The sequence below is a fragment of the Allobosea sp. 2KB_26 genome (assembly GCF_052115715.1).
GTDB lineage: Bacteria > Pseudomonadota > Alphaproteobacteria > Rhizobiales > Beijerinckiaceae > Allobosea.
Genome location: NZ_JBFRHE010000012.1, coordinates 142,563 through 167,413, shown reverse-complemented (window position 1 = coordinate 167,413; position 24,851 = coordinate 142,563). Strand labels below are relative to the sequence as shown.

Here is a 24,851-nt window from a genome sequence, read left to right as displayed (position 1 = left end):
GGTGAAGTCCTCCGCGGCTCCGGGCATCCGGGGCAGCGGGCAGGGATGACGAGGGATGGGGAGCGTCGCGCGGTTGTCGCGTCCGGCGGGCCTCTCTATAGACGCTCAAAACTGTGCCTGACTCGCTTGGGCACGCTTGAAACGAGGGCCGCCCGCAAGGGCGGAAGGGCTGACCGAGATGAACGCCGCAGCGGCATTCTTCTATCTGTTCTCTGGCATCACCGTCGCTTCGGCGTTCATGGTGGTGTCGTCGCGCAACCCCGTTCATTCGGTGCTGTTCCTGATCCTGGCCTTCGTCAATGCGGCGGGCCTGTTCCTGCTGCTCGGGGCCGAGTTCCTCGCGATGCTGCTGGTCGTCGTCTATGTCGGCGCGGTCGCGGTGCTCTTCCTCTTCGTGGTGATGATGCTCGACGTCGACTTCGCCGAGTTCCGCCAGGGCTTCCTGAACTACCTGCCGGTCGGGGCGCTGGTCGGGTTGATCTTCCTGGTCGAACTGCTGCTGGTGGTTGGCGCCTGGGTGATCGATCCGAAGATCGTCAGCACGCCTGTCGCCGCGATCCCGGCCAATATCAGCAACACCGAGGCGCTCGGCCAGGTGCTCTACACCCAGTATGTCTATTATTTCCAGGCGGCCGGTCTGGTGCTGCTCGTCGCCATGATCGGCGCGATCGTGCTGACCCTGCGCGACCGTCCCGGCGTCAAGCGCCAGAACGTCGTCGCCCAGAATGCCCGCACCAAGGAAACCGCGATGGAAGTGCGCAAGGTGCCATCGCGCGCCGGCCTGCCTGAGGAGACCGTCTGATGATCGGCCTGGGACATTATCTCGCGGTCGGCGCGATCCTGTTCACGCTCGGCGTGCTCGGCATCTTCATCAACCGCAAGAACGTCATCGTCATCCTGATGTCGATCGAGCTCATCCTGCTCGCGGTCAACATCAACTTCGTGGCCTTCTCGTCGTTCATGAACGACCTCGTCGGCCAAGTCTTTGCGCTCCTGGTGCTGACTGTTGCGGCGGCGGAAGCCGCGATCGGCCTCGCCATTCTTGTCGTCTACTTCCGAAATCGCGGCACGATCGCGGTGGAAGACATCAACATGATGAAAGGCTGAGCGCGCCTGCGCGCCCTGCTAGCTGCCATGTATCACGCGATCGTCTTCCTCCCGCTCCTCGGCTTCCTGATTGCCGGCCTCTTCGGCCGGCTGATCGGATCACGTGCCTCGGAGATCGTCACCACCTCGCTGCTGATGGTCTCGGCCGTCCTGTCCTGGATCGCCTTCTTCAATGTCGGCTTCGGCGCGGGCACCACGCGCATCCAGGTCGCGACCTGGCTCGCATCCGCCGATCTGCGCGTCGACTGGGCCTTCCGCATCGACACGCTGACCGCGGTCATGCTGGTCGTCGTCAACACCGTCTCCTCGCTCGTGCACCTCTACTCGATCGGCTACATGCACGAGGATCCGCACCGGCCGCGCTTCTTCGCTTATCTCTCGCTCTTCACCTTCGCCATGCTGATGCTGGTGACGGCGGACAACCTGGTCCAGATGTTCTTCGGCTGGGAAGGCGTCGGTCTCGCCTCCTATCTGCTGATCGGCTTCTGGTACCAGAAGCCCTCGGCGAACGCGGCTGCGATCAAGGCCTTCGTCGTCAACCGCGTCGGCGATTTCGGTTTCCTTCTCGGCCTGGCCCTGGTCTTCGTGCTGTTCGGCTCGGTCACCTTCGACAGCATCTTCCCGAAGGCGGGCGAGCTGACCGGCCAGACCTTCCGGTTCCTCGGCTATGAGTGGAACGCGCTGACCCTGACCTGCCTGCTGCTGTTCATGGGCGCGATGGGCAAGTCGGCGCAGTTCCTGCTCCACACCTGGCTGCCTGACGCGATGGAAGGCCCGACCCCGGTCTCGGCACTGATTCATGCCGCGACCATGGTCACCGCCGGCGTCTTCATGGTGGCGCGCCTGTCGCCGATCTTCGAATATGCGCCGGTCGCAATGACCGTCGTCGTCGTCATCGGCGCAACCACCGCCTTCTTCGCGGCGACCGTCGGTCTGGTGCAGAACGACATCAAGCGCGTGATCGCTTATTCGACCTGCTCGCAGCTCGGCTACATGTTCGTCGCGCTTGGCGTCGGAGCCTACTCCGCCGGCATCTTCCACCTCTTCACCCACGCCTTCTTCAAGGCGCTGCTGTTCCTCGGGGCCGGCTCGGTCATCCACGCGATGCACCATGAGCAGGACATGCGTCACATGGGCGGCCTGCGGAAGCACATTCCCTTCACCGCGGCGGCGATGACGATCGGCACGCTGGCGCTGACCGGCTTCCCGTTCTTCGCCGGGTACTTCTCGAAGGACGCGATCATCGAGAGCGCCTTTGCGGCCAAGCATGGCTTCGCTACCGACTACGCCTTCGTGCTCCTGGTCGTGGCTGCCTGCTTCACCTCGTTCTACTCCTGGCGCCTGTATTTCATGACCTTCGAGGGGCGTCCGCGCTGGGCCGGCCACGGCCATGACGCGCATGGTCACGACGACCCTGCGCATGCCGGACATGGCCATGACGGTCACGGCGACCACGCGCACCAGCCGCATGAGAGCCCGCTCAGCATGCTCGTGCCGCTTGCGGTGCTCGCGCTCGGCGCCGTTGCCGCGGGCTTCGTCTTCAAGGAAGCCTTCATCGGCCACGACTACGAGCATTTCTGGAAGGCCTCGCTGTTCACCGGCAAGGACAACCACATCCTGCACGCGATGCACGAGGTTCCCGGCTGGGTCGTGGCCTCGCCTTTCATCGCGATGGTGGTCGGCTTCGTCGGCGCGCTCTACTGCTACGTGCTGCGCCCGGACGTGCCAGGCAAGCTCGCGAAGGCGAACCCTGTCCTGTACCGCTTCCTGCTCAACAAGTGGTATTTCGACGAGATCTACGACTTCCTGTTCGTTCGTCCGGCGAAATGGCTCGGCCGCTTCCTCTGGAAGAAGGGCGATGGCTTCATCATCGACGGTTTCGGCCCCGATGGCGTCTCGGCTCGGGTGGTCGATGTCACCAACCGCGTCGTCCGGCTCCAGACCGGTTTTGTCTATCACTATGCCTTCGCCATGCTGATCGGCGTTGCGGGCCTGGTGACCTGGTATTTGCTGACTCGCGGGTGAGATGATGTTCGGTTTCGGTATCCTCACCGGTCTACTCGTCCTGCCGCTGGTCGGCGCCGCCTTCATCCTGGCGCAACGCGGCGACGAGGCTTCGGTCAGCTCCAACGCTCGCTATGTCGCGCTGGCGACGACGATCGCGACCTTCTTCCTGGCTTGCGTCGCCTGGGGCCGATTCGACTCGGCCAATCCGGCCTTCCAGCTGGTCGAGACCCATGGCTGGGTCTCGGATGCGATCAGGTTCAAGCTCGGCGTCGACGGTTTCTCATTCCCGTTCGTGGTGCTGACCGCCTTCCTGATGCCGTTCTGCATCCTCGCGTCCTGGACGTCGGTCGAGAAGCGGGTTCGCGAATACATGGTCGCGTTCCTGATCCTCGAAACGCTGATGATCGGTGTCTTCGTCGCGCTCGATCTCGTGCTGTTCTACGTTTTCTTCGAGGCCGGCCTGATCCCGATGTTCCTGATCATCGGCATCTGGGGCGGCAAGCGCCGCGTCTACGCGTCCTACAAGTTCTTCCTCTACACGCTGCTCGGCTCGGTGCTGATGCTGCTCGCGCTGATGGCTATGTACTGGAATGCCGGTACCACCGACATCCCGACGCTGCTTGCGCACAAGTTCCCGGTCTCGATGCAGCCCTGGCTCTGGCTCGCCTTCTTCGCATCCTTCGCCGTGAAGATGCCGATGTGGCCGGTCCATACCTGGCTGCCTGACGCCCACGTGGAAGCACCGACCGCGGGCTCCGTCATCCTGGCGGCGATCCTGCTGAAGATGGGCGGCTACGGCTTCATCCGTTTCTCGATCCCGATGTTCCCGGAAGCCTCGGCGATGTTTGCGCCGCTGGTCTTCGCGCTCTCCGTCATCGCCATCATCTACACCTCGCTGGTGGCGCTGATGCAGGAGGACATCAAGAAGCTGATCGCCTACTCGTCCGTCGCCCATATGGGTTTCGTCACCATGGGCCTCTTCACCCTGACGCCGCAGGGCATTCAGGGTGCGATGTTCCAGATGGTCAGCCACGGGCTGGTCTCCGGCGCACTCTTCCTTTGCGTCGGCGTGATCTATGACCGCATGCATACCCGCGAAATCGCCGCCTATGGCGGACTGGTCAACCGGATGCCGCGTTACGCCGTCGCGTTCATGGTCTTCACCATGGCCAATGTCGGATTGCCCGGTACGGCCGGCTTCGTCGGCGAGTTTCTGACCATCCTGGGGGCCTTCAAGGCCAATCCCTGGGTCGCGTTCTTTGCGGCCTTCGGCGTCATCCTTTCGGCTGGCTATGCGCTCTGGCTCTATCGCCGCGTCGTGTTCGGCGAACTTGTGAAGCCCGAGCTCAAGGGCATCACCGATCTCAACACCCGCGAGGTCGTCATCCTCGCTCCGCTGATGCTGCTGACGATCTGGTACGGCATTGCGCCGGGTACCATCCTCGACGCCTTTGCCGCGCCGACCGAAGCCCTCATCAAGAATTATCAGGCCGCACTCACCGCCGCGAAAACGGCGATGCTGGTCGTACAGTAAGGTTTGGCAGCAATGACCTTGCCCGCCCTCGGCCCAGCTCTGCCGGAAATCACCCTCGCCATCGGCGCGATCGCCATGGTGCTCTACGGCGCTATTCGCGGCGAGGGCGCGACCCGTACGCTCGAAGCCATCGGACTTGCCTTGCTCGCGCTCGCGCTCGTGCTGGTGCTGGCAGGCACCGGCAAGGCAGTGACCTTCAACGGCGGCTTCGTCGCTGACGGATTCGGCCGCTTCATGAAGGCGCTGACCCTGATCGGTGCAGGCGCGGCGATCGTGCTCGCAGGCGATTTCATGCGCCGCGACGGCTCGATGCGTTTCGAGTTCCCGGTGCTGGTCGTGCTCGCCACGATCGGCATGATGATGATGATCTCGGCCAGCGACCTGATCGGCCTTTATATCGGTCTCGAGCTGCAGAGCCTTGCGCTCTATGTCGTCGCCGCCTTCGACCGCGACAATACCAGGTCGACCGAAGCGGGCCTGAAATACTTTGTCCTCGGCGCGCTGTCCTCGGGCATGCTGCTCTATGGCAGCTCGCTGGTCTATGGCTTCACCGGCACCGTGACCTATTCCGGCATCGCCCAGGCGGTTCACGGCGAGCATATCAGCCTCGGGCTGATCTTCGGCATCGTCTTCGTCGCCGCCGGCCTTGCCTTCAAGATCTCGGCTGTGCCCTTCCACATGTGGACGCCGGACGTCTATGAGGGGGCGCCGACGCCGGTCGCCGCCTTCTTCGCGACTGCGCCCAAGATGGCTGCGATGGCGATGATGGTTCGCATCTTCGTCGGGGCGTTCCCGGGCGCGCTGCATGAGTGGCAGCAGATCATCATCTTCATGTCGATCGCCTCGATGGCGCTCGGCGCCTTCGCTGCCATCGGCCAGCGCAACATCAAGCGCCTGCTCGCCTATTCCTCGATCGCCAATATGGGCTACGCGCTGGTTGGCCTCGCGACGGGAACGGCAGCGGGCGTCCAGGGCGTGATGACCTATATGGCGATCTATCTCGCCACGACGCTTGCCGCTTTTGCCTGCGTTCTGATGATGCGCCGCGACGGCAAGCCCGTCGAAGACATCTCCGAGCTTGCCGGGCTCTCGCGTACCAATCCCTGGATGGCTTTCGCGCTGGCGATGATGATGTTCTCGCTCGCCGGCATTCCGCCGCTGGCCGGTTTCTGGGCGAAGTTCTACGTTTTCTATGCCGCGATCGATGCCAAGCTCTACGCACTTGCCGTGATCGGCGTGGTGACCAGCGTGGTCGGCGCCTACTACTACCTGCGCGTCATCAAGGTGATGTATTTCGACGAGGCGAAGCCGGCCTTCGAGAAGGGGGACATCGGCGTGCGCGGCGTGCTGCTGGTCTCGACCCTGTTCGTGCTGATGCTCTCCTTCGTGCCGGCCCCGCTGTTCGACTCGGCTGCTGCTGCCGCCAAGTCGCTGTTCTAAGGGGGCGGGCGGCGTGCTCGGCGAGGCGGCACGCGCCGCCCGCTACCGGCTGATCGTGCGGGACGCGGTCGGCTCGACCATGGAAGAGGCGCGTCGCGCCTCCGACCAGGGCGACCCTGGCTTACTCTGGATCGTGGCTCGCAGCCAAAGCGCCGGGCGCGGTCGTCATGGTCGCAACTGGGGCTCTCCGCCCGGAAATCTCTACGCCAGCCTCTTGCTCGTGCAGCCCTGCGAGCCTGCCTTGGCGCCGCAGCTCGGCTTTGTTGCCGGCCTCGCCTTGCATGACGCCGCAGCCAGGGTGACCGGCCTCTCTGCTCCGCGCCTTGCTTTGAAATGGCCCAATGACCTGCTGATCGACCGCGCCAAGACGGCGGGGCTGCTGCTCGAAGGCGAGAGCCGGGCAGGGCGCTTTGCGGTCACCATCGGCATGGGCGTCAATGTCGCCAGCCGACCGGACGATACCCCCTATCCAGCGACCTTCCTGAAGGCCGAAGACCAGGCTGCGAGTATCGAGGCTCTGCTGGCCGCGCTCAGCGACGCCTGGGTTGCCCGCTTCAATGCCTGGTCATTGCCGGGCGGCTTTGGCCCGACCCGGGCGGCCTGGCTCGAACGTGCAGCATTCCTCGGCGAGACCATCACCCTGCGCCTGGCGGAGGGGCCGCTGAGCGGTCGCTTTCTTGGCCTCGACGCTTCGGGCCGGCTCGAACTCGATGTCGCCGGCGCGCGCCATCTGGTTGACGCAGGCGATCTCTATTTCGGCCCTCCCGGCTGAACGGTCACGCCTGTCCCAGGGCGGCTCCTGTCGCTCTTCCACGGCCTTCATGCTAGGCCTTGCCATTCATCCGGCGCGCCCTGCGCCTGCCTTCTGCCTTAGGATTTCCCGTGACCCGTTCCAGCGACCAACTCGTCTTCGTTCCCCTCGGCGGCCTAGGCGAGATCGGTATGAATGCGGCACTCTACGGCTTCGGACCTGAAGGGCGGCGCAAATGGATCCTGGTCGATTGCGGCCTGTCATTTGCCGGTCCCGAGGTTCCGGGCGTCGACATCGTCCTGCCCGACCTGCGCTATATCATCGAGGAACGGGCCAATCTGCTCGGCATCGTGATCACCCACGCGCATGAGGATCATATCGGCGCGCTCGCTGCGCTGTGGCCCTCCCTGCGCGCGCCCGTCTACTGCACGCCGTTCGCGGCTGGGCTGCTTGCCACGCGGCGGCTGGGCGAGCCCGGCGCTCCGAAGGTCCCGATCAACGTCGTCGCCCAGGGCGGACATGTCACGCTTGGCCCCTTCGAGATCGAGTTCGTGCCGGTCGCCCATTCCATTCCGGAATCCTGCGCTCTGGCGATCCGAACCCCTGTTGGCCTCGTCGTTCATACCGGTGACTGGAAGATCGACCCGACCCCGCAAGTCGGCCTGCCGACCGACGAGAAGCGACTGCGCGAGCTTGGCGACGAGGGCGTACTCGCCCTGGTCTGTGACTCGACCAACGTCATGCGCGACGGCATCAGCCCGAGTGAGGCGGACGTCGCAGCCAAGCTGAAGGAACTGGTCGCTTCGGCGCCCGGCCGCGTCGCCGTTACGACATTCGCCTCGAATGTGGCCCGCCTGCGAGCCGTCGCCGAAGCTGCCATAGCCGGTCATCGCGATGTCGTCGTGGTTGGCCGCGCGATGGACCGTGTCATCGATGTCGCGCGCGAATGCGGCTACCTTGACGGCATTCCGGCATTCCGCTCCGTCGAGCACTATGGCTACCTGCCGCGCGACAAGGTTGTGGCGCTGCTCACCGGCAGTCAGGGTGAGCCACGCGCCGCACTCTCGCGCATTGCGTCCGACGATCATCCCGAGATCGCCCTGTCGCCAGGCGACCGCGTGATCTTCTCGTCCCGCACCATTCCGGGCAATGAGAAGGCGGTCGGCAACATCCTGAATGCGCTGGCACGGGACAATATCGAGATCATCACCGACCGCACGCATCTGGTCCACGTCTCGGGCCATCCGCGCCGCGAGGAGATGGCCCGGCTCTATGGCTGGCTCCGGCCGAAGATCGCGATTCCCGCCCATGGCGAGGATCTGCATCTCAGCGAACACGCGGCCTTCGCACGCGGGCTCGGCGTCAAGAACGTCGTTCGTGCCGGCAATGGCGACATCATCGCCATCACGGCCGACGGCGCCGGCAAGATCGATGAAGCACCCCATGGCCGGCTTTATCAGGACGGCGCTCTCCTGGTGAACGCTACGGAGAAGACGATCCAGGAGCGTCGCAGGCTTTCCTTTGCCGGCATGATTTCGGTCGCGGTTGCGGTCGACGACAAGGGCGGCATCGCCGGCGAGCCGGAGATTGCCGTGCTCGGCCTGCCGCCAACCGCGCGCGACGGCACGCCCTTCGACGAACTGGTCGCCGATGCTGTCTCAGACCTGCTCGACAACATCCCCAAGGCCCGCCGTCGCGACCCTGAAGCGCTGCGCAACGCGCTGGAGCGTGGCCTGCGCAGCACCGTCAACGAGGAATGGGGCAAGAAGCCGCTGGTGCATGCGCTGGTGATCGAGGTCTAAAGCATCGGCCCGAAGAGTGGATTGCTGTTTTCGGGAAGGCCGATTCTAACAGTGAAAGGTTGGATCATCGGACTGGATACGAGATCCGGTCCGATTATTTCGCGGGTGTCGGCAGCACGGACGGCAGTGTACCTGCCGGACGCAAGGGAGTTCTCAATGATCGGTCGCCTCAACCACGTCGCCATCGCCGTAAAGGACCTTGCGGCTTCAAGCGCGCTCTATCGCGATACGCTGGGTGCACGCGTCTCCCAGCCGCTGCCGCAGCCTGAGCACGGCGTTACGGTCGTCTTCGTCGAGTTGCCCAACACGAAGATCGAGTTGCTCGAGCCCCTCGGGGCGGATTCGCCGGTCGCGAAATTTCTCGAGCGGAATGCCGATGGTGGCATTCATCACATCTGCTACGAGGTCGACGACATCCTTGCGGCGCGTGACCGGCTGAAGGCAACGGGCGCGCGCGTGCTCGGCTCCGGCGAGCCGCGCATCGGTGCCCATGGCAAGCCTGTCCTGTTCCTGCACCCCAAGGATTTCTGCGGGACGCTCGTTGAACTGGAACAGGCCTGAAATCGCGCGGCGCGAAACATGCGGGAGACGATTGATGATCGAGTTCATCGGGGAGCCCGAAGCAGGCTCGCCACGCCCGTTCAGTGCGGCGACGCGGGCAGGGGGGCTGATCTTTGTCTCCGGACATTCGGCTCCGCATGATCCTGCAAACGGCATCCACCGCGGTGAAACACCGGCCGATGAGGTCCGCAATGCGCTGGGGCGGATCAGCGAGATTCTGACGGAGGCCGGCAGCAGCCTCGACCGCGTCGTGCAGATGACGATGCTGATCACCGACCCATCCGACTACGCCGCCTGCAATGCTGAATATGTGAAGCATTTTCCCGGCGGCCTGCCGGCGCGCCATACCGCGCGGTTCGGCGTGCCCACCGAAGCGCGCGTCGCATTCTCCTGCGTCGCCTTGGCCGGATAGGCTTTCGCGTGGATTGCGACGGGCTGCGGCAGCGAGGAACCTTGCCGCAATCCCGCTGGCTTGCCATGAGATGACCGCCTCCGCCCGAGAAAGGATCAGGCCATGACCATTGCTGGCGGTCTCGCCGTTTATTTCGTGATCTGGTGGACGGTTCTGTTCGTGACCCTGCCGTTCGGAGTCCGCAGTCAGGCGGAGGACGGGGAGGTCGTTCAGGGCACCGAGCCAGGCGCCCCCGTGCTTCCGGGCCTCGCCAAGAAGGCGCTGATTACAACGATCCTGGCCGCAATCATCTTCGTGTTCGTCTGGTATATCTGGTCGGCCTACGATCTTTGATCGACAGCGGACGGTAACGCCAAAAACAAAGGGCAAGGCCGAAGCCTTGCCCTGGAGTCTGTTTTTTCCGCAGTAACGGCGCACATCTGGTTGCGTACGACTCATATACTAGGCGGGCGTTTGTTCCTCCCGAGACCTGGTCCGCGGCGCTCAAGGTTTCCCCGAGCGAGCCCAGCGCCAGATGAGTATCCGATTGTGACAGGGCTGTCACCCATTTAGGCAGCGCTAGCCTGATCTTTTTGCAAGTTAAATGAAGTTTGCTCTTGTGCAGTGCAGCATGCTCCAGATCAGGCGGCTCAACGCCTTGTTCCGGTCAAAGGATGCCGTTACGACGCCCGTAATCATCGGCCGGATCCTCCGGCAACGACGGAGATGCTTCACATGCTGCGCAGTTCTCTCGCCATTCTCGCCCTTGCTGCGTCGCTCGGCTGCGCCCAGGCGCAAGCGCCGGCCTCCGACCCCAACAATACGGTCGTGCTCGAGACCAAGGACGGCAACATCACGATTCGCCTTCGTCCCGATCTGGCTCCCAAGCATGTCGAGCAGATCAAGGCGCTGACCAAGCGTGGCTTCTATGATGGTATCGTCTTCCATCGCGTCATCGATGGCTTCATGGCCCAGACCGGTGATCCCACTGGTACCGGCACCGGCAAGTCCGACCTTCCGAATCTCCCGGCTGAATTCACCCCCACGCCCTACAAGGTCGGCTCGGTCGGAATGGCGCGTTCCGCATCGCCCGATTCCGCCAATTCCCAGTTCTTCATCTGCTACGAAGGCTGTGGCTCGCTGACCGGGCAGTACACCTTGTTCGGCGAGGTGGTGTCCGGCATGGACGTGGCGCGCAAGATCAAGAAGGGCAGCTCGGCCAATAACGGCCAGGTCAGCGCCCCCGACAAGATCGTGCGAATGCGTCTTCAGTCCGACGCGAAATAGCAAGGAGCGGCTGCAGCCATGTCGCGTGTCCTGCCCCTGTTCGTCGCCGGCCTGTCGATCGTCATGGTCGGCGCTGGCGCGGCGCAGGACACAAACGATCTCGGCCTGCCGCCGCCCTCCGGCTCGCAGAACCCGGTTCTGCCGCCGCCTTCCGGCTCGCAGAACCCGGTTCTGCCGCCACCTTCGGGGCAGCGCTACCTGCCAGGAATCGGTGGGCCATTCGGGGAGCACGCGCCACGCCGCGCGGTTCCAAGCCTGCCGCCCCCAGTCGATTCGGGGCTGAGCGGGTCCGTGTCACCAGTGACCCGGGCCTTTGATGGCGATGCTGTCGATCGCATTTCCGAGCTCGGTCCAGCGTTTCGACGCTGCTGGAATCCGCCTGCGATGACCGGCTCCAGCGACAGCGCCATGGCGACTGTCCGCTTCAGCCTGCGGCGCGACGGCAGCATCTTTGGCCAGCCGCGCGTCACCTGGGAAACGCGCCGTACCGATCCCGATCTGCGGGAACGGTTCACCGCCTCCGTGATCGACGCCATCCGGAACTGCGCACCTGTGAGGTTGTCGCCGCGCTTCGGAGCGAGTATCGCGGGGCGACCCTTCACCATTCGCTTCCACGGCCGTGCGCCGTCCAATGAAAGGCCGATCTGATGTCGCTCGATCCCGAGAACACCCTCGTCATGGAAACCACAAAGGGCCGCGTTGTCATCAAGCTGCGCCCGGACCTCGCTCCTGGCCATGTCGAGCGCCTGAAGACCCTCGCGCGCCAGGGCTTCTATGACGGCATTGTCTTCCACCGCGTCATCGACGGCTTCATGGCTCAGGTCGGCTGCCCGCATGGCACCGGTACCGGCGGCTCCGACCTGCCGGATCTGAAGGCCGAGTTCAACGCCGAGCCGCATGTCCGGGGCATCTGCTCGATGGCCCGTTCGCAGAACCCGAACTCGGCCAACAGCCAGTTCTTCATCGTCTTCGACGACGCCCGCTTCCTGGACAAGCAGTACACGGTTTGGGGGCAGGTCGTTGAAGGCATGGAGAATGTCGACAACATCAAGCGCGGCGAACCGGTGCGTGACCCGGACTCCATCGTCTCGATGAAGGTGATGGCTGACGCGGCCTGATATCGCCACAGGCCCCGTGCGAATGGGGCTTGAGTTCAGATGGGCCCTCATCCCGGCAGCGCCGCAGGCGCATCCCGATGGATGGGGGCTTATCTTGTTTTGGTTCGCAGTTTTGTGAGGCGGATTCGATCGTGGATGTCGAACTTTTCGACTTCGACCTGCCGGAAGAGCGTATCGCGCTGAGGCCCGTCAGCCCACGGGATGCTGCGCGGATGCTCGTGGTGCGGCCGGATGCAGCCGAACCATTCGAGGGGCGCGGCGTTCGCGAACTTGCCAGCCTGCTTCAGCCCGGCGACGCGCTCGTCCTCAACGATACGCGTGTGATCCCGTCCCGACTCTATGGCCGACGCGTCAGGGGAGAGGCCTCGGCGCGTGTCGAGATCATGCTGCACAAGCGCGAAGCGTCCGACCGCTGGCTTGCCTTCGCCAGGCCGGCCAAGAAGCTGGCCCTTGGCGAGACGGTGGTGTTCGGCTCGGACGCGGCGTCGAATGCGTGCGAGCTCGGCGCGCTGCATGCCGAGGTCGTCGGAAAGGGCGAGGGCGGCGAGGTCGAGTTGCGGTTCGCCTGGTCCGGGCCGATCCTGGATGAAGCGATCGCGCGGATGGGTGAGTTGCCGCTCCCGCCCTATATCGCCGGCAAGCGTCCGACCGATCAGGCTGATGCCCATGACTACCAGACGGTTCACGCCCGCACCGATGGAGCCGTGGCCGCCCCGACTGCCGGTCTCCACTTCACGCCGGAACTGTTTGCAGCCCTCGATGCACGCGGCATATCCCGCCATTTCGTGACGCTTCATGTCGGCGCTGGCACGTTCCTCCCGGTCAAGGCCGAGGATACGCGCGAGCACCGCATGCATGCCGAATGGGGCAGTGTGAGCGCGGAGACTGCAGCAGCGCTGAACCAGGTCAAGGCAAGGGGAGGCCGCATCGTTGCCGTCGGCACCACGGCCCTGCGGCTGCTCGAGAGCGCCACCGGCGAGAACGGCGTCGTCGCGCCGTTCTCCGGTGATACGGCCATCTTCATTACGCCTGGCTATCGCTTCAGGGCCGTCGACATCCTGATGACGAACTTTCACCTGCCGCGCTCGACATTGTTCATGCTGGTCTCGGCTTTCTGCGGGCTCGACCTCATGAAACGGGCCTATGCCCATGCGATCGCGGAGAAATACCGTTTCTATTCCTATGGCGACGGCAGTTTGCTGTTCAGGGCTGAACCTACCACGCCACGCCACGCTTGATCCGGCTCGCAATCGGCCAGCGAAAATGCTACCCGGCAGGGTGAAGAGGATTGTGACACCCTATGGCCGATATTTTTCGTGAGATCGACGAGGAGGTCCGGCGCGACAAGGCGGCGGCGCTCTGGAAGAGATATGGCAACCTGCTCATCGGCTTGGCCGTGGCTGCTGTCGTGGCCGTCGCGGCCTGGCAGGTCTGGCTCTATCGCGAGCAGCAGGCTTCGCAGGCCGTGGGTGCGCGGCTGGAAGAGGCGCTGAGGGCTTCGCGCGACAACCGTGGCGCCGAGGCGGAGTCGATCCTCGTCGACCTCGCGGCCAACGCGCCGGCAGGGTACCGCCAGATCGCGCGGTTCCGCCTGGCGGCCGAGACCGGCAAGCGCGACGCTGCCGCAGGCGCAACGGCCTTCGACGCGCTGGCGAATGACAGCTCTCTCGATCAGCTCTATCGCGATCTTGCCCGGCTTCGTGCCGGCATGTTGCGCGTCGATCTTGCGCCCTATACCGAGACCCGCGCCGCGCTTGAGCCGCTCGCGTCTCCGCAGGGCGTCTGGCGCCATTCGGCCCGTGAGTTTCTCGGCATTGCCGCCCTCAAGGCCAATCTGTTCGAGGATGCCGGCCGCTGGTTCGATGCCATCGTGACCGATCCGCAATCGCCGCAGGTGCTACGCCAGCGTACCGATCTCTATCTCGCTCTGGTGCGCGGCGGCGCCGTCGAGACCAAGAATTGACCCGACGCGCCGATCCCGGCGCGTAACAGGACGAATTTGAACACCATGACCGCGACCGTCGCCATCATCGGCCGGCCGAATGTCGGCAAATCGACGCTTTTCAACCGGCTCGTGGGCAAGAAGCTCGCTCTGGTCGATGACCGGCCGGGCGTGACCCGCGACCGGCGCGAAGGTGATGCCTCACTCGGCCATTTGCGCTTCCGCATCATCGATACCGCCGGACTCGAGGAGGCCGACAAGGACTCGCTCGCGGGCCGCATGCGCGCTCAGACCGAGACAGCGATCGCCCAGGCCGATGTGATCCTCTTCATGATCGATGCCCGGCTTGGCCTGACGCCGATGGACCGGCCCTTCGCGGACCTGGTGCGCCGTTCTGGAAAGCCTGTGATCCTGCTCGCCAACAAGGCGGAAGGGAACAAGGGCAAGGACGGCACATTCGAGGCCTATGCGCTCGGCCTTGGCGACCCTGTGCCGTTCTCAGCCGAGCACGGCGAAGGCACCGCTGATCTGCTTGAAGCGCTTGTGCCCTTCATTGCCGACGAGCCGGACGAAGACGAGGACGATCAAGCCTGGGCCGAAGCCCCGGCTGCCGATTTCGACGAGGAGAGCGACCCCAACAAGCCGCTGCGCGTCACCATCATCGGCCGCCCCAATGCCGGCAAGTCGACCCTTGTCAACCGGATGATTGGCGAGGACCGTCTTCTGACGGGGCCGGAAGCCGGTATCACCCGGGACACCATTTCGGTCGACTGGGAGTGGCGCAGCCGCCCGGTCAAGCTCTTCGACACGGCGGGCATGCGCAAGCGCGCCCGTATCGAGGAGAAACTCGAAAAACTCTCGGTCGCCGATGCGCTTCGGGCCATTCGCTTCGCCGAAGTCGTCGTGGTCCTGCTCGATTCGACCATTCCCTTCGAGAAGCAGGACCTGACGCTGGTCGACCTGACCGAGCGCGAAGGCCGGTCGGTCGTCATCGGTCTGAACAAATGGGATCTCGTTGCCGACAAGCAGGGCCTGTTGGCGGAGCTCAAGGAGAAGGCGAACCATTTGCTGGCGCAGGTGCGCGGCGTGCAGATCGTTCCGCTGTCAGGCCTGGCGGGCGAGGGCATCGACCGGCTGATGCAGGCTGTCTTCGCGAGCTATGACGTCTGGAATCGTCGCGTCTCCACGGCGCGGATCAACCGCTGGCTGGAAGGCGTGCTCTCGGCTCACCCACCTCCGGCAGTCGCTGGGCGCCGCATCAAGATCCGCTACATGACGCAGGCGAAGGCACGCCCGCCGACTTTCGCGCTGTTCGGCAACCAGCTCGACCATTTGCCGGTGTCCTATACGCGCTATCTCGTCAACAATCTGCGCGAGGCATTCGAGCTGCCGGGCACGCCGATCCGCCTGCACACGCGTGGTGGCGACAATCCCTACGATCGAAACAAGCGCAAGTGATCGTCACCGTCGTCGGTGCGGGCATTGGCGGCCTTGCCACCGCCTGGGCTCTCAGCGGGCGTGGCCATGAGGTAACGCTGCTCGAGCAGGCGCCGGTGATTCCCAATCCCTACGCCGCCTCGGGCGACCAGCATCGTATCATCCGTCGCGCCTATGGCAGTGCCGACGGCTATGCCCGCACCATCCCGGAAGCTTTCGCGGCATGGGATGACATGTGGGGTGATCTTGGCCGGTCCCATCTCGCCAATTGCGGCGTTCTCGGCGTGTCGCTGGAGAAGGGCGACGAGGGCGAGCAGTTTCGCGATGGGCTCGACCGGATGTCAGCGCCCTACATGTTGCATGAGCCTGCCGAAGCTGCGACGCGCTGGCCCTTTCTCGATGCGGCAAGCCTGCGCTACGCTTATTTTAGTGCTGACGGCGGCGCACTTTTCCCGGCACGGATTGCGGCGGATCTGCTCCGGCTTCTGGCGGAACGCGGCGTCGCGATTCAGGCCAATGCGCGCGTCTCGGCCGTGGAGGCGGATGCCGGTGTCGTCATCCTTGACGATGGGACGCGGATTGCTGCCGACCAGATCGTCGTGACGGCTGGGGCCTGGGTGTTGCGTCTGTTCCCGGAACTCGGCGATGCGCTGAAGACCTACCGCACTGCGGTCGTTTATCTCGATCCGCCCAGGGATCTTCATGAGGCCTGGCAGCGTGCGCCCGCCATGGTCAGCGTCGGTGGGGACAGACACGGCTATATCCTGCCCCCAGTGGACGGGACCGAACTGAAGCTGGGCGCCGGAATCCATCGCCGCCCGAGAGAGCCCGATGAGGAGCGTGAGCCTCATCCCGGGGAAGGCGAGCAGATCCGGGACTATTTCGCCCCGCCGCTCGTTCGGCTCAATGAGTATCGCGTCAAGCGTACCGCGACCTGCGCCTATACCTTCACCGAGGATGGCGCATTCTTCGCGCGCCGGATTGGCAAGGCGCTCGCGGTCTCCGCCTGTTCGGGGCATGGCTACAAATTTGGCGCCGCGGTCGGTCGGCGTGTCGCGACTGCCTTGGAGAGCGGAGACGACGCCGGATTGTTCCGCTGGCTGCGGGCGGAGTAGGCGAAATGGAAGGGCGGATGCTCGAGACGGTCAGCGCCCTGTTCGTCAGCCCGGAGAACACGGTTCTGCTCGGCCTGAGGGCATCCTGGAAGCGCGCATGGGCCGATCACTGGGACGCGATCGGTGGCCGGGTCGAAGCGGGTGAAGGCCTCCAGGCGGCGCTTCTGCGCGAATGTCGTGAGGAGGTCGGCCTTGTTCCGACGCGCTATCAGCTGGTGCTGTCGGAACCGGAGCGCTTTCCCGAACGAAACGGCGAGGCGCTGCACCACATCTATGTCGTGCATGCCTGGGAGGGCGGAGAGGCGGTCAATCTCTGCGACGAGCATGTCGAGATACGCTGGTTTTCGCTCGACGAGATGGTGGCGCTGCCAAACCTCACCATTCCCGATCTGATCACGCTGGTGCGTGCATCGCCGCGCCCAGGGGCCTGATCGCTCGTCACCCAAGGGCATCGGACCGAAAAGTCGAATCCACCTTTCGGAGAAATCCCATGCCACGCAAAGAGACTGATCGGCGACCTAGGCCGGCATCTGCGGGCTCAGTACCTTGCCCTGCGGAAAGTCAAAAATCTTGCCCGTCTCGCTCCAGTCGGGCGAGGCCAGGCGTATGAGATGCGGAGCGAGTTCTTCGGGGGTCTTCAGCGTCAGCGGATCCTCGCCCGGCATCGCTTCTTCCCGCATGCGGGTGCGCAGGGGGCCGGGATTGACGATCATCACCTTGAGCGGGGTCGTCACGGTCTCGGCCGCATAGGTGCGCGCCATGGCCTCGACGGCCGCCTTCGAGATCGAGTACGGGCCCCAATAGGCCAAGCACTTATGCGCCGCACCTGACGACATCACGATGACTCGGCCCGCATCCGAAGCCTGCAGCGCCGGTTCCACCGATTTGATCAGGCGCCAGTTAGCCGTGACATTGGTCTCGAACACCTTGGCCCATTCCTTCGGCGAGGCGTGGGTCAGCGGGGTCAGGGGGCCCAGGATGCCGGCATTGGCGAGCAGGATGTCGAGTTTGCCCCAACGCTGCAGCAGAGCCGGGCCAAGCTTCTCGATTGCCGCCGCGTCGCTGAGGTCGACAGGTACCAGCGTCGTGCTGCCGCCGATGCCCTGAATCTCGTCATCGAGTTCCTCAAGCGCGCCTGAGGTTCGCGCCAGGGCGACGACATGCGCGCCTGCATTGGCGAAGGCGAGGGCTGCGGCGCGGCCAATACCGCGCGACGCGCCAGTGACGAGCGCGATGCGCCCTGCGAGAGGCTTGGTCATCATATGCTCTGGGTGATCAGCCGGCTTCGGCCAGGAGGGACAATTCCTGCTTGGCGCTCTCGCCGATGACGTCGGTCAGCGAGGTCGGGTAGTCGCCGGTGAAGCAATGGTCGGTAAATTGCGGCCGGACGGGATCACGCCGCTCATGTCCCATGGCGCGATAAAGACCGTCGACCGAGAGAAAGGCGAGAGAATCCGCGCCGACGAACTGGCGCATCTCTTCGAGGGTGTGGGTTGCCGCCAGCAGCTTCTCGCGGTCGGGCGTGTCGATGCCGTAATAGTCCGGATGGGTGATCGGCGGCGACGAAATGCGGAAATGCACCTCGCGCGCGCCCGCCTCGCGCATCATCTTGACGATCTTGAACGAGGTCGTGCCGCGCACGATCGAATCATCGACCAGAACGATGCTCTTGCCCTCGACCACGCTGCGATTGGCCGAGTGCTTCAGGCGCACGCCGAGTTCGCGGACCTTCTGGGTCGGCTCGATGAAGGTGCGCCCGACATAGTGGTTGCGGATGATGCCGAGTTCGAAGGGAACGCCGCTTGCCTGGGCAAAGCCGAGGGCAGCTGGCACGCCGGAATCCGGCACCGGCACGATCACATCGGCATTCGCTGGCGCTTCAGCTGCCAATTGTGCACCCATGCGCTTGCGCCGCTCATAGATGCTTTGGCCCTTAACGATCGAATCCGGCCGGGCGAAGTAGATGTACTCGAAGATGCAGGGGCGTTCCGCAACCGGCGGGAAGGGCTTGTGGCTCTCGATGCCGTCTTCGGAGATGACGACGACTTCGCCGTTCTCGACCTCACGGACGAACTTGGCTCCGATGATGTCGAGCGCGCAGGTCTCGGAGGTCAGAATCGGAGCGCCGTCGAGTTCGCCGAGCACGAGCGGGCGGATGCCCAGCGGATCGCGTGCGCCAATCAGCTTCTTATTGGTGATGCCGACGAAGGCATAAGCGCCCTCGATCTGGCGGATGGCATCGACAAAACGATCGATGAAGCGGGTCTTTCGGCTGCGGGCGACGAGATGGAGCAGCACCTCCGTGTCGGAGGTCGACTGATAAATCGCACCGTCACGGACGAGATTGCGGCGCAGCGTCAGGCCGTTCGTGAGGTTGCCGTTATGCGCAACGGCAAAGCCGCCGCCATGCAGTTCGGCGAAGAGCGGCTGGACGTTGCGGAGGATCGTCTCGCCTGTCGTCGAATAGCGCACATGGCCAATCGCCTGCGCACCTTGGAGCTTGTCGATGACCGAGGCTTCCGAGAACGCATCGCCGACAAGGCCGAGTCGCCGCTCCGAATGGAAGCGTCTGCCGTCGAAGGTGACGATACCCGCCGCTTCCTGGCCACGATGCTGGAGAGCATGCAGGCCGAGCGCCGTCAGCGCGGCGGCATCGGCATGACCGAAGATGCCGAAAACGCCGCATTCCTCGCGCAGGCGGTCGGCATAGGGATCGAAGGCGTCGTGGGTCTCGGGGTGAGACGTCATTACGGGCTCCATACGCTGTAACACGGCTGCGTTACGCTCTAATTACGGACGAGTTTGGGCAGGTGTTGCCGGGCGTGTGCCTTCGATCGCACGCTGCAGCGCCTGGCGGTCGTTGGCGTTCGGCACCTCGGTGCGGCGCTGCGGGTCGGCGGTCGGGCTCGCCGGCGGGCGCGGCTCCTCGGCCGGCACTTCGGCGGGCTCTTCGCCGGTCTTGGGCTTCAGCAGCTTCTTGACGAAGTCGGAATTGATATCCTGCGGCAGCATCGTCAGGAGCGAGCGGCCGGTCTCTTCGAGGATCGGCTTGGCCTTGGCGTCCTTTGCCCAGGTCGGCAGGTTCTTGTCGCCCATCAGCGCGGTGAAAAACACGTAACCGATGACCGCCAGCAGCAGTCCGCGGGCCGCGCCGAAGACAAAGCCGAGCGTCCGGTCGAGCGCGCCGATACGCGAGTCGAGGACGAAATCGGAAATCCGGGCAGTCACGAGCGACACGATGATCAATGTTACCAGGAACAGGGCCGCGATCACGGCGACCAGCGCGATGGTCTGGTTCGGAATATGTTGCTGTGCCAGCGGCAGGAGCTGGGGATGAAACACCCAAGCCACCACGGCTGCCGTCGCCCAGGACGCGATAGCCAACACTTCTCGTGTCAGCCCGCGCACAGCGGCCAGCAACGCCGAGATCAAAACCACGCCGATGACGACGAGATCGAGGATTGTGACAGGCATGTAGGAAGCCGCTTCTCTAGCATCTAGGGGTGGCCCGCAAGAAATGGGCTGGCCGCAACGATTTTGCTATACGCGTTCGAAGGGGTTCCGTCACCCTTGGGGGCGGTTCATTTCACATCCCTGCGAGGAGCGCGGGCCGCAATGTCGGCGACAAGCTCGGCAACATGCCCGAAACGGCGGAGTCCAAGCCCGCTGCCCTCGCCGAAATCCGCTCCCCCGGCGGGGAGGAGCGCCGCCTCGAATCCGAGCTTGGCCGCCTCGCGCAGGCGGGCCGCCGTGACGGAAACCGGGCGAATCGCCCCCGACAAGGCAATCTCGCCGAAATAGACGCCTTCGGCCGGCAGGATCGCTCCGGTCAGCGAGGAGATGAGCGAGGCGGCAACCGCCAGATCGGCGGCCGGCTCGTTGACCCGCAGGCCGCCGGCCACGTTGAGATAGACGTCGTGCTGGCCGAGCCTGAGGCCGCCATGGGTTTCGAGCACGGCGAGCACCATGGCGAGACGGCTGTTCTCCCAGCCGACGACGGCACGCCGGGGCGTGCCAAGCGAGGTCGGCGAGACCAGCGCCTGGATCTCGACCAGGACCGGCCGCGTACCCTCGACCCCGGCGAAGACGGCGGCGCCGGGGGCAGCCTGGTCTCGGCCAGCCAGGAAAAGCGCTGATGGATTAGTAACTTCCGACAATCCCTTGCCGGTCATCTCGAAGACGCCGATCTCGTCGGTCGCCCCGAAGCGGTTCTTCTGTCCGCGCAGGACGCGGAAGGCATGCGCGCCTTCGCCCTCGAAGGAGAGAACGGCGTCGACCATATGCTCGACCACACGCGGCCCCGCGATCTGTCCGTCCTTGGTGACATGGCCGACGAGGATCAGGCAGGCGCCGCTGGTCTTGGCATAGCGGATCAGTGCCTGGGCCGAGCCGCGGACCTGCGTCACTGTGCCCGGCGCGCTTTCGACCTCGCCCGACCACATGGTCTGGATCGAATCGATCACCACGAGGGCCGGGCGCTGGCCCTGGTTGAGCGTGGCGACGATGTCCTCGACATTGGTTTCGGCGGCAAGGTCGACCGGCGCATCGGCGAGGCCCATGCGCTCGGCCCGCAGGCGCACCTGCCCGGTCGATTCTTCGCCCGAGACATAAACGACGCGATGGCCGCCATTGGCGAGCGCGGCACAGGCCTGCATCAGCAGGGTCGATTTGCCGATGCCGGGATCGCCACCGATCAGCAGCACCGAGCCCGGCACAAAGCCGCCACCGGTGACCCGGTCGAGCTCACCGATGCCGGCGACGATGCGGGGAGCATCCTGTGTCTCGCCTCTGAGCGTCTCGAGCGCAAAGACACGGCCCCGGGCACGGCTGTTCGACGAGACGCGCCCGCCGGGTACCGGCGCGGCCTGTGCTTCCTCGCTGAGAGAGGACCATGTGCCGCAGGCGTCGCATTTGCCCTGCCAGCGATGATAGACCGCTCCGCAGGCTTGGCAGGTATAGGTCGGGCCGCGTTTCGCCATCCGGCACTAGAGCCCGACATAGCGGCGCGCATAGCGTCCGCCGAGACCGGTCAGGATTTCGTAGCCGATGGTCTTGGCTCCGGCACCCACCGCTTCGAGGTCGAGCGGGCCGCCGATCAGCGTCACCGGCGCGCCCCTCACGGCAGCAGCCGCGGGTGCTTCCGTGACATCGATGATGATCAGGTCCATCGAGACCGTGCCGACGAAGGGGCAGGTGACACCGCCGACGATGGCCGAGCCACCAGTGCTGCTATCCGTCCAGCTCGCGTTGCGCGGGTAGCCATCGGCATAGCCGAGGCAGATCGTCGCGAGCTTGCGCGCACCCCGTGCCGTCCAGCGGCCGTTATAGCCCACCTGCGTGCCCGCCTTGACCTCGCGTTGCTGGAGAATGCGTGCTTCCAGTCCGATGACAGGCTGCATCGGGTTGGGCAGGTGCGGCGTCGGATTGCCGCCATAGAGCGCATAGCCCGGCCGGGTGATCTGGTAGGACGGCACATCCTTGAGGAAATGCCCCGAAGAGTTCTTCAGCGAGGCGGGAATGCCGGGGAGGGCCGCAGCAATCTCGGCGAAGGCGGCGGCCTGGCGCGCGTTGGCCGGATCGGCTTCATCCTCGGACGAGGCGAAATGCGACATCACCAGGCCGATGCCTGCTGCGGTGAGCGTGCCCGGGCGCTCACGAGCGAGGTTCAAACCTTCGCCGGCCCAGAGCCCGAGCCGGTTCATCGCGGTGTCGACATGCAGGGCGGCCGGCCTGACTGCGGCTCCGCCCTGGCGGAATGCGGCCCATTCGACCAGTTCCTCGTGCGAGCCGAGCACCGGTGACAGGTCGTGCTGGGCAAAGTAGCCGCAAGCTTCTGGCAAGAGGCCGTTCAGTACATAGATCGCTGCGTCCGGAGCCACGGCTCGCGCCCTAACGCCCTCGGACAGATGGGCGACGAAAAACGTGCGGCAGCCGGCCCTTGCGAGAGCCGTGACCGCAGGTTCGATGCCGATGCCATAGGCGTCGGCCTTGACCACGGCGCCGGCTTCGGCACCGCCGGCGCGCTGCCCCAGTGCATGCCAGTTCGCGACCAGCGCCCCCAAATCGATTGTCAGTGTTGCGCCGGCCGTGCCGGCATCCGGGGTATCGAAGGCGGTCATATCTGTTCCGGCAGATGGGCTTCTTCGGCGCGATCGGAGAAGCGTGTGACGTCGGCATCGAACTGCAGGGCGATGGTGCCGGTCGGGCCGTGGCGCTGCTTGCCGATGATCAACTCGGCGAGGCCATGGGCCACCTCCATTTCGTTGAGCCAGGTCGCATGTTCCGGCGTACCGGCCCGCGGTTCCTTTCCCTTGAGGTAGTATTCTTCGCGATAGACGAACATCACGACGTCGGCGTCCTGCTCGATCGAGCCGGATTCGCGCAGGTCCGAGAGCTGGGGCCGCTTGTCGTCGCGGTTTTCGACCTGGCGCGACAGCTGCGAGAGCGCGATGATCGGTACCGAGAGCTCCTTCGCCAGCGCCTTCAGGCTGGTCGTGATCTCGGTCAGTTCCTGCACACGGTTCTCGCCCTTCTTGGCCGAACCCGAGAGCAGCTGGAGGTAGTCGATGAAGAGAGCATCGAGCCCCTTCTGGCGCTTCAGTCGCCGTGCGCGCGCCATCAGCTGGGCGATCGAGAGGCCGCCGGTCTGGTCGATATAGAGCGGTAATTTCTCGATCTGGTTTGCAACATCGGCCAGTCGCGCGAAATCGCCTTCGGAGATGCGGCCTTGCCTGATCTTGTAGGACGAGATGCCCGATTGTTCGGCGACGATACGGGTCGCGAGCTGGTCGGCCGACATTTCGAGTGAGAAGAAGGCGACGATGCCGCCGTCGACGGACTTGAGCGAGCCGTCATCCTGTCGCTCGCCGCGCCAGGCCTTGGCGATATTGAATGCGATATTGGTCGCGAGCGAGGTCTTGCCCATGGCCGGGCGACCGGCAAGCACGATCAGGTCCGAGCGCTGTAGACCGCCCATGCGCGCGTCGAGATCGCGGAGGCCCGACGAGATGCCTGAGAGACCGCCGGCGCGCTGGTAGGCGCTCGCCGCCATGTCGATCGCGAGACGAAGCGCGCCATCGAATTTCTGGAAGCCGCCCTCGTAGCGGCCTTTCTCGGCCAGCTCGTAGAGCCGACGCTCGGCTTCTTCGATCTGCTCGCGAGGCGCCATCTCGACCGGCGCGTCATAGGCGACGTTGACCAGATCCTCGCCGACGCCGATGAGCAGGCGCCGGATGGCGAGCTCGTAGATCGTCCGCCCGTAATCCTGCGCGTTGATGATGGTCGTGGCCTCGGCCGCGAGGCGCGCCAGGTATTGCGAGGCCGTGATGCCGCCAAGGTCGATCTCGGCGAGGAATGTCTTCAGCGTGATCGGCGTCGCAATCTTGCCCGCTCGGATGAGACTCGCGGTCAGCTCGAAGATGCGCTGGTGGATCGGCTCGAAGAAATGGTCCTGCAGCAGGAAGTCGGAGACGCGGTAGAATGCGTCGTTATTGACCAGGATTGCGCCCAGCAACGCCTGTTCAGCCTCGATATTATGCGGCTGGACGCGATACTCCGCCTCTTGATTGTCGAGACGTGCAACGAGGGCGGTGGCAGTGGCCATGATCTGCGGGCAAGCTCGGCTGTGATGAGTCGGGTGTTCTGTAGTCTAGCACCCTGACGCCCGATGCCAGCATGCAATGCAGCTTCCTCCCGATCTTCACACCCCTCCGACGAAAAGGGCGCCGTGTTGCCACGGCGCCCTTGACTCATGGTCAGACGAGGTCGTCTCAGCGATCGTCGTTATCGCCGGCCTCGGCCAGCGCCGCGCCGACCTCGAGTCCGAGATCGTCAAGGTCGAACTCTTCGCGAGCCGTGACGTTCTCGCCGCGGACCTGGCGCTCGGCTTCCTCGGCGGAGCGGGCGATGTTGACGGTGACGGTGACCGAAACCTCGGGATGCAGCACGACCGGAACGGTGTGCAGGCCGAGCGTCTTGATCGGCGCATTCAGCGTGATCTGGCTGCGATCGACGCTGAAGCCGTCTGCAGTCAGGGCCTCGGCGATGTCGCGGGTCGAGACCGAACCGTAGAGCACACCGGATTCGCCCGACTGACGCAGCATCACGACCGAGTGGCCGTTCAGCGTCTCGGCGACCGAATCGGCTTCCTTCTTGAGCTCGAGATTGCGGGTTTCGAGCTGGGCGCGCTGCGTCTCGAAGCGCTTCTTGTTCTCTTCGGTGGCGCGCAGCGCCTTGCCCCGGGGCAGCAGAAAGTTACGGCCGAAGCCGTCGCGGACGCGGACGACTTCGCCCATCTGGCCGAGCTTGGCGACGCGTTCAAGCAGGATCACTTCCATTGGTCTTCTCCTTTTTGTGTTTG

The 24,851-nt window shown here is 64.7% G+C and carries 25 protein-coding genes; 18 read left to right on the top strand and 7 right to left on the bottom strand.

Annotated features, from left to right (window positions below; all coding sequences use genetic code 11):
• Positions 1-178: 178 nt before the first annotated feature.
• From AB4099_RS26295 to AB4099_RS26210, 18 genes are all read left to right on the top strand, one after another.
• Positions 179-802, top strand: coding sequence for an NADH-quinone oxidoreductase subunit J (locus AB4099_RS26295; RefSeq protein ID WP_113518452.1), 624 nt, complete (start codon positions 179-181; stop codon positions 800-802).
• Positions 799-1,107, top strand: coding sequence for an NADH-quinone oxidoreductase subunit NuoK (nuoK, locus tag AB4099_RS26290; protein WP_043236787.1), 309 nt, complete (start codon positions 799-801; stop codon positions 1,105-1,107). Before AB4099_RS26295 ends, nuoK begins: the two co-directional genes overlap by 4 nt.
• Positions 1,108-1,134: 27 nt before the next feature.
• The gene (gene nuoL / locus AB4099_RS26285) at positions 1,135-3,132 is read left to right on the top strand and encodes an NADH-quinone oxidoreductase subunit L (RefSeq protein WP_441480214.1); all 1,998 of its coding nucleotides are present in this window, start codon (positions 1,135-1,137) and stop codon (positions 3,130-3,132) included.
• Positions 3,133-3,136: 4 nt separating this feature from the next.
• Complete coding sequence (locus AB4099_RS26280; RefSeq protein ID WP_441480213.1) at positions 3,137-4,648, top strand: NADH-quinone oxidoreductase subunit M; 1,512 nt, start codon at positions 3,137-3,139, stop codon at positions 4,646-4,648.
• A 12-nt stretch (positions 4,649-4,660) separates the two neighbouring features.
• Positions 4,661-6,088: an NADH-quinone oxidoreductase subunit NuoN gene (gene nuoN / locus AB4099_RS26275; RefSeq protein WP_113518455.1), complete on the top strand. Its 1,428-nt coding sequence runs from the start codon at positions 4,661-4,663 to the stop codon at positions 6,086-6,088.
• A 13-nt stretch (positions 6,089-6,101) separates the two neighbouring features.
• Complete coding sequence (locus AB4099_RS26270) at positions 6,102-6,860, top strand: biotin--[acetyl-CoA-carboxylase] ligase (protein WP_441480212.1); 759 nt, start codon at positions 6,102-6,104, stop codon at positions 6,858-6,860.
• A gap of 110 nt (positions 6,861-6,970) precedes the next feature.
• Positions 6,971-8,641 (top strand): ribonuclease J, encoded by a 1,671-nt coding sequence (locus AB4099_RS26265; protein WP_441480211.1) that lies wholly within the window; start codon positions 6,971-6,973, stop codon positions 8,639-8,641.
• A gap of 156 nt (positions 8,642-8,797) precedes the next feature.
• On the top strand, positions 8,798-9,202 hold the full coding sequence (gene mce / locus AB4099_RS26260) for a methylmalonyl-CoA epimerase (protein ID WP_043236779.1): 405 nt from the start codon (positions 8,798-8,800) through the stop codon (positions 9,200-9,202).
• Between the two features lie 34 nt (positions 9,203-9,236).
• A complete protein-coding gene (locus AB4099_RS26255; protein ID WP_441480210.1) occupies positions 9,237-9,614 on the top strand; it encodes a RidA family protein in 378 nt (125 codons plus the stop codon).
• Positions 9,615-9,716: 102 nt separating this feature from the next.
• Positions 9,717-9,947 (top strand): DUF1467 family protein, encoded by a 231-nt coding sequence (locus AB4099_RS26250; RefSeq protein ID WP_113518458.1) that lies wholly within the window; start codon positions 9,717-9,719, stop codon positions 9,945-9,947.
• 381 nt (positions 9,948-10,328) lie between these two features.
• Positions 10,329-10,880 carry a peptidylprolyl isomerase gene (locus AB4099_RS26245; RefSeq protein ID WP_113518459.1) on the top strand — a complete coding sequence of 184 codons (552 nt, stop codon included), beginning with the start codon at positions 10,329-10,331 and terminating at the stop codon, positions 10,878-10,880.
• 18 nt (positions 10,881-10,898) lie between these two features.
• Positions 10,899-11,528 (top strand): hypothetical protein, encoded by a 630-nt coding sequence (locus tag AB4099_RS26240; protein ID WP_441480209.1) that lies wholly within the window; start codon positions 10,899-10,901, stop codon positions 11,526-11,528.
• Positions 11,528-11,998 (top strand): peptidylprolyl isomerase, encoded by a 471-nt coding sequence (locus AB4099_RS26235; RefSeq protein WP_043236776.1) that lies wholly within the window; start codon positions 11,528-11,530, stop codon positions 11,996-11,998. The genes AB4099_RS26240 and AB4099_RS26235 overlap by 1 nt, the downstream gene beginning before the upstream one ends.
• Before the next feature lie 131 nt (positions 11,999-12,129).
• Positions 12,130-13,236, top strand: a complete 1,107-nt coding sequence (gene queA, locus AB4099_RS26230) for a tRNA preQ1(34) S-adenosylmethionine ribosyltransferase-isomerase QueA (RefSeq protein WP_113518461.1) — start codon at positions 12,130-12,132, stop codon at positions 13,234-13,236.
• A 62-nt stretch (positions 13,237-13,298) separates the two neighbouring features.
• The gene (locus tag AB4099_RS26225; protein ID WP_113518462.1) at positions 13,299-13,961 is read left to right on the top strand and encodes a tetratricopeptide repeat protein; all 663 of its coding nucleotides are present in this window, start codon (positions 13,299-13,301) and stop codon (positions 13,959-13,961) included.
• Between the two features lie 45 nt (positions 13,962-14,006).
• Positions 14,007-15,398 carry a ribosome biogenesis GTPase Der gene (der, locus tag AB4099_RS26220; RefSeq protein ID WP_441480208.1) on the top strand — a complete coding sequence of 464 codons (1,392 nt, stop codon included), beginning with the start codon at positions 14,007-14,009 and terminating at the stop codon, positions 15,396-15,398.
• Positions 15,395-16,492 carry an NAD(P)/FAD-dependent oxidoreductase gene (locus tag AB4099_RS26215; protein ID WP_441480207.1) on the top strand — a complete coding sequence of 366 codons (1,098 nt, stop codon included), beginning with the start codon at positions 15,395-15,397 and terminating at the stop codon, positions 16,490-16,492. The genes der and AB4099_RS26215 overlap by 4 nt, the downstream gene beginning before the upstream one ends.
• 17 nt (positions 16,493-16,509) lie before the next feature.
• Complete coding sequence (locus AB4099_RS26210) at positions 16,510-16,923, top strand: NUDIX hydrolase (protein WP_162768452.1); 414 nt, start codon at positions 16,510-16,512, stop codon at positions 16,921-16,923.
• Between the two features lie 87 nt (positions 16,924-17,010).
• On the opposite strand, the gene AB4099_RS26205 is transcribed toward AB4099_RS26210, so the two are convergent.
• The 7 genes from AB4099_RS26205 to rplI all read right to left on the bottom strand — a co-directional run bounded on the left by AB4099_RS26205 (position 17,011) and on the right by rplI (position 24,828).
• Entirely contained in the window at positions 17,011-17,754 is a 744-nt protein-coding gene (locus AB4099_RS26205; protein WP_113518465.1) for an SDR family NAD(P)-dependent oxidoreductase, read from the bottom strand.
• Positions 17,755-17,767: 13 nt separating this feature from the next.
• Positions 17,768-19,240 carry an amidophosphoribosyltransferase gene (purF, locus tag AB4099_RS26200; protein ID WP_441480206.1) on the bottom strand — a complete coding sequence of 491 codons (1,473 nt, stop codon included), beginning with the start codon at positions 19,238-19,240 and terminating at the stop codon, positions 17,768-17,770.
• A 42-nt stretch (positions 19,241-19,282) separates the two neighbouring features.
• Positions 19,283-19,966 (bottom strand): CvpA family protein, encoded by a 684-nt coding sequence (locus AB4099_RS26195; protein WP_441480205.1) that lies wholly within the window; start codon positions 19,964-19,966, stop codon positions 19,283-19,285.
• A 107-nt stretch (positions 19,967-20,073) separates the two neighbouring features.
• A complete protein-coding gene (gene radA / locus AB4099_RS26190; RefSeq protein WP_113518468.1) occupies positions 20,074-21,471 on the bottom strand; it encodes a DNA repair protein RadA in 1,398 nt (465 codons plus the stop codon).
• Between the two features lie 6 nt (positions 21,472-21,477).
• Complete coding sequence (alr, locus tag AB4099_RS26185; protein ID WP_441480204.1) at positions 21,478-22,611, bottom strand: alanine racemase; 1,134 nt, start codon at positions 22,609-22,611, stop codon at positions 21,478-21,480.
• Positions 22,608-24,095 (bottom strand): replicative DNA helicase, encoded by a 1,488-nt coding sequence (locus AB4099_RS26180; protein ID WP_113518470.1) that lies wholly within the window; start codon positions 24,093-24,095, stop codon positions 22,608-22,610. Before AB4099_RS26180 ends, alr begins: the two co-directional genes overlap by 4 nt.
• Positions 24,096-24,261: 166 nt before the next feature.
• The gene (rplI, locus tag AB4099_RS26175) at positions 24,262-24,828 is read right to left on the bottom strand and encodes a 50S ribosomal protein L9 (RefSeq protein ID WP_069880685.1); all 567 of its coding nucleotides are present in this window, start codon (positions 24,826-24,828) and stop codon (positions 24,262-24,264) included.
• Positions 24,829-24,851 lie beyond the last annotated feature (23 nt).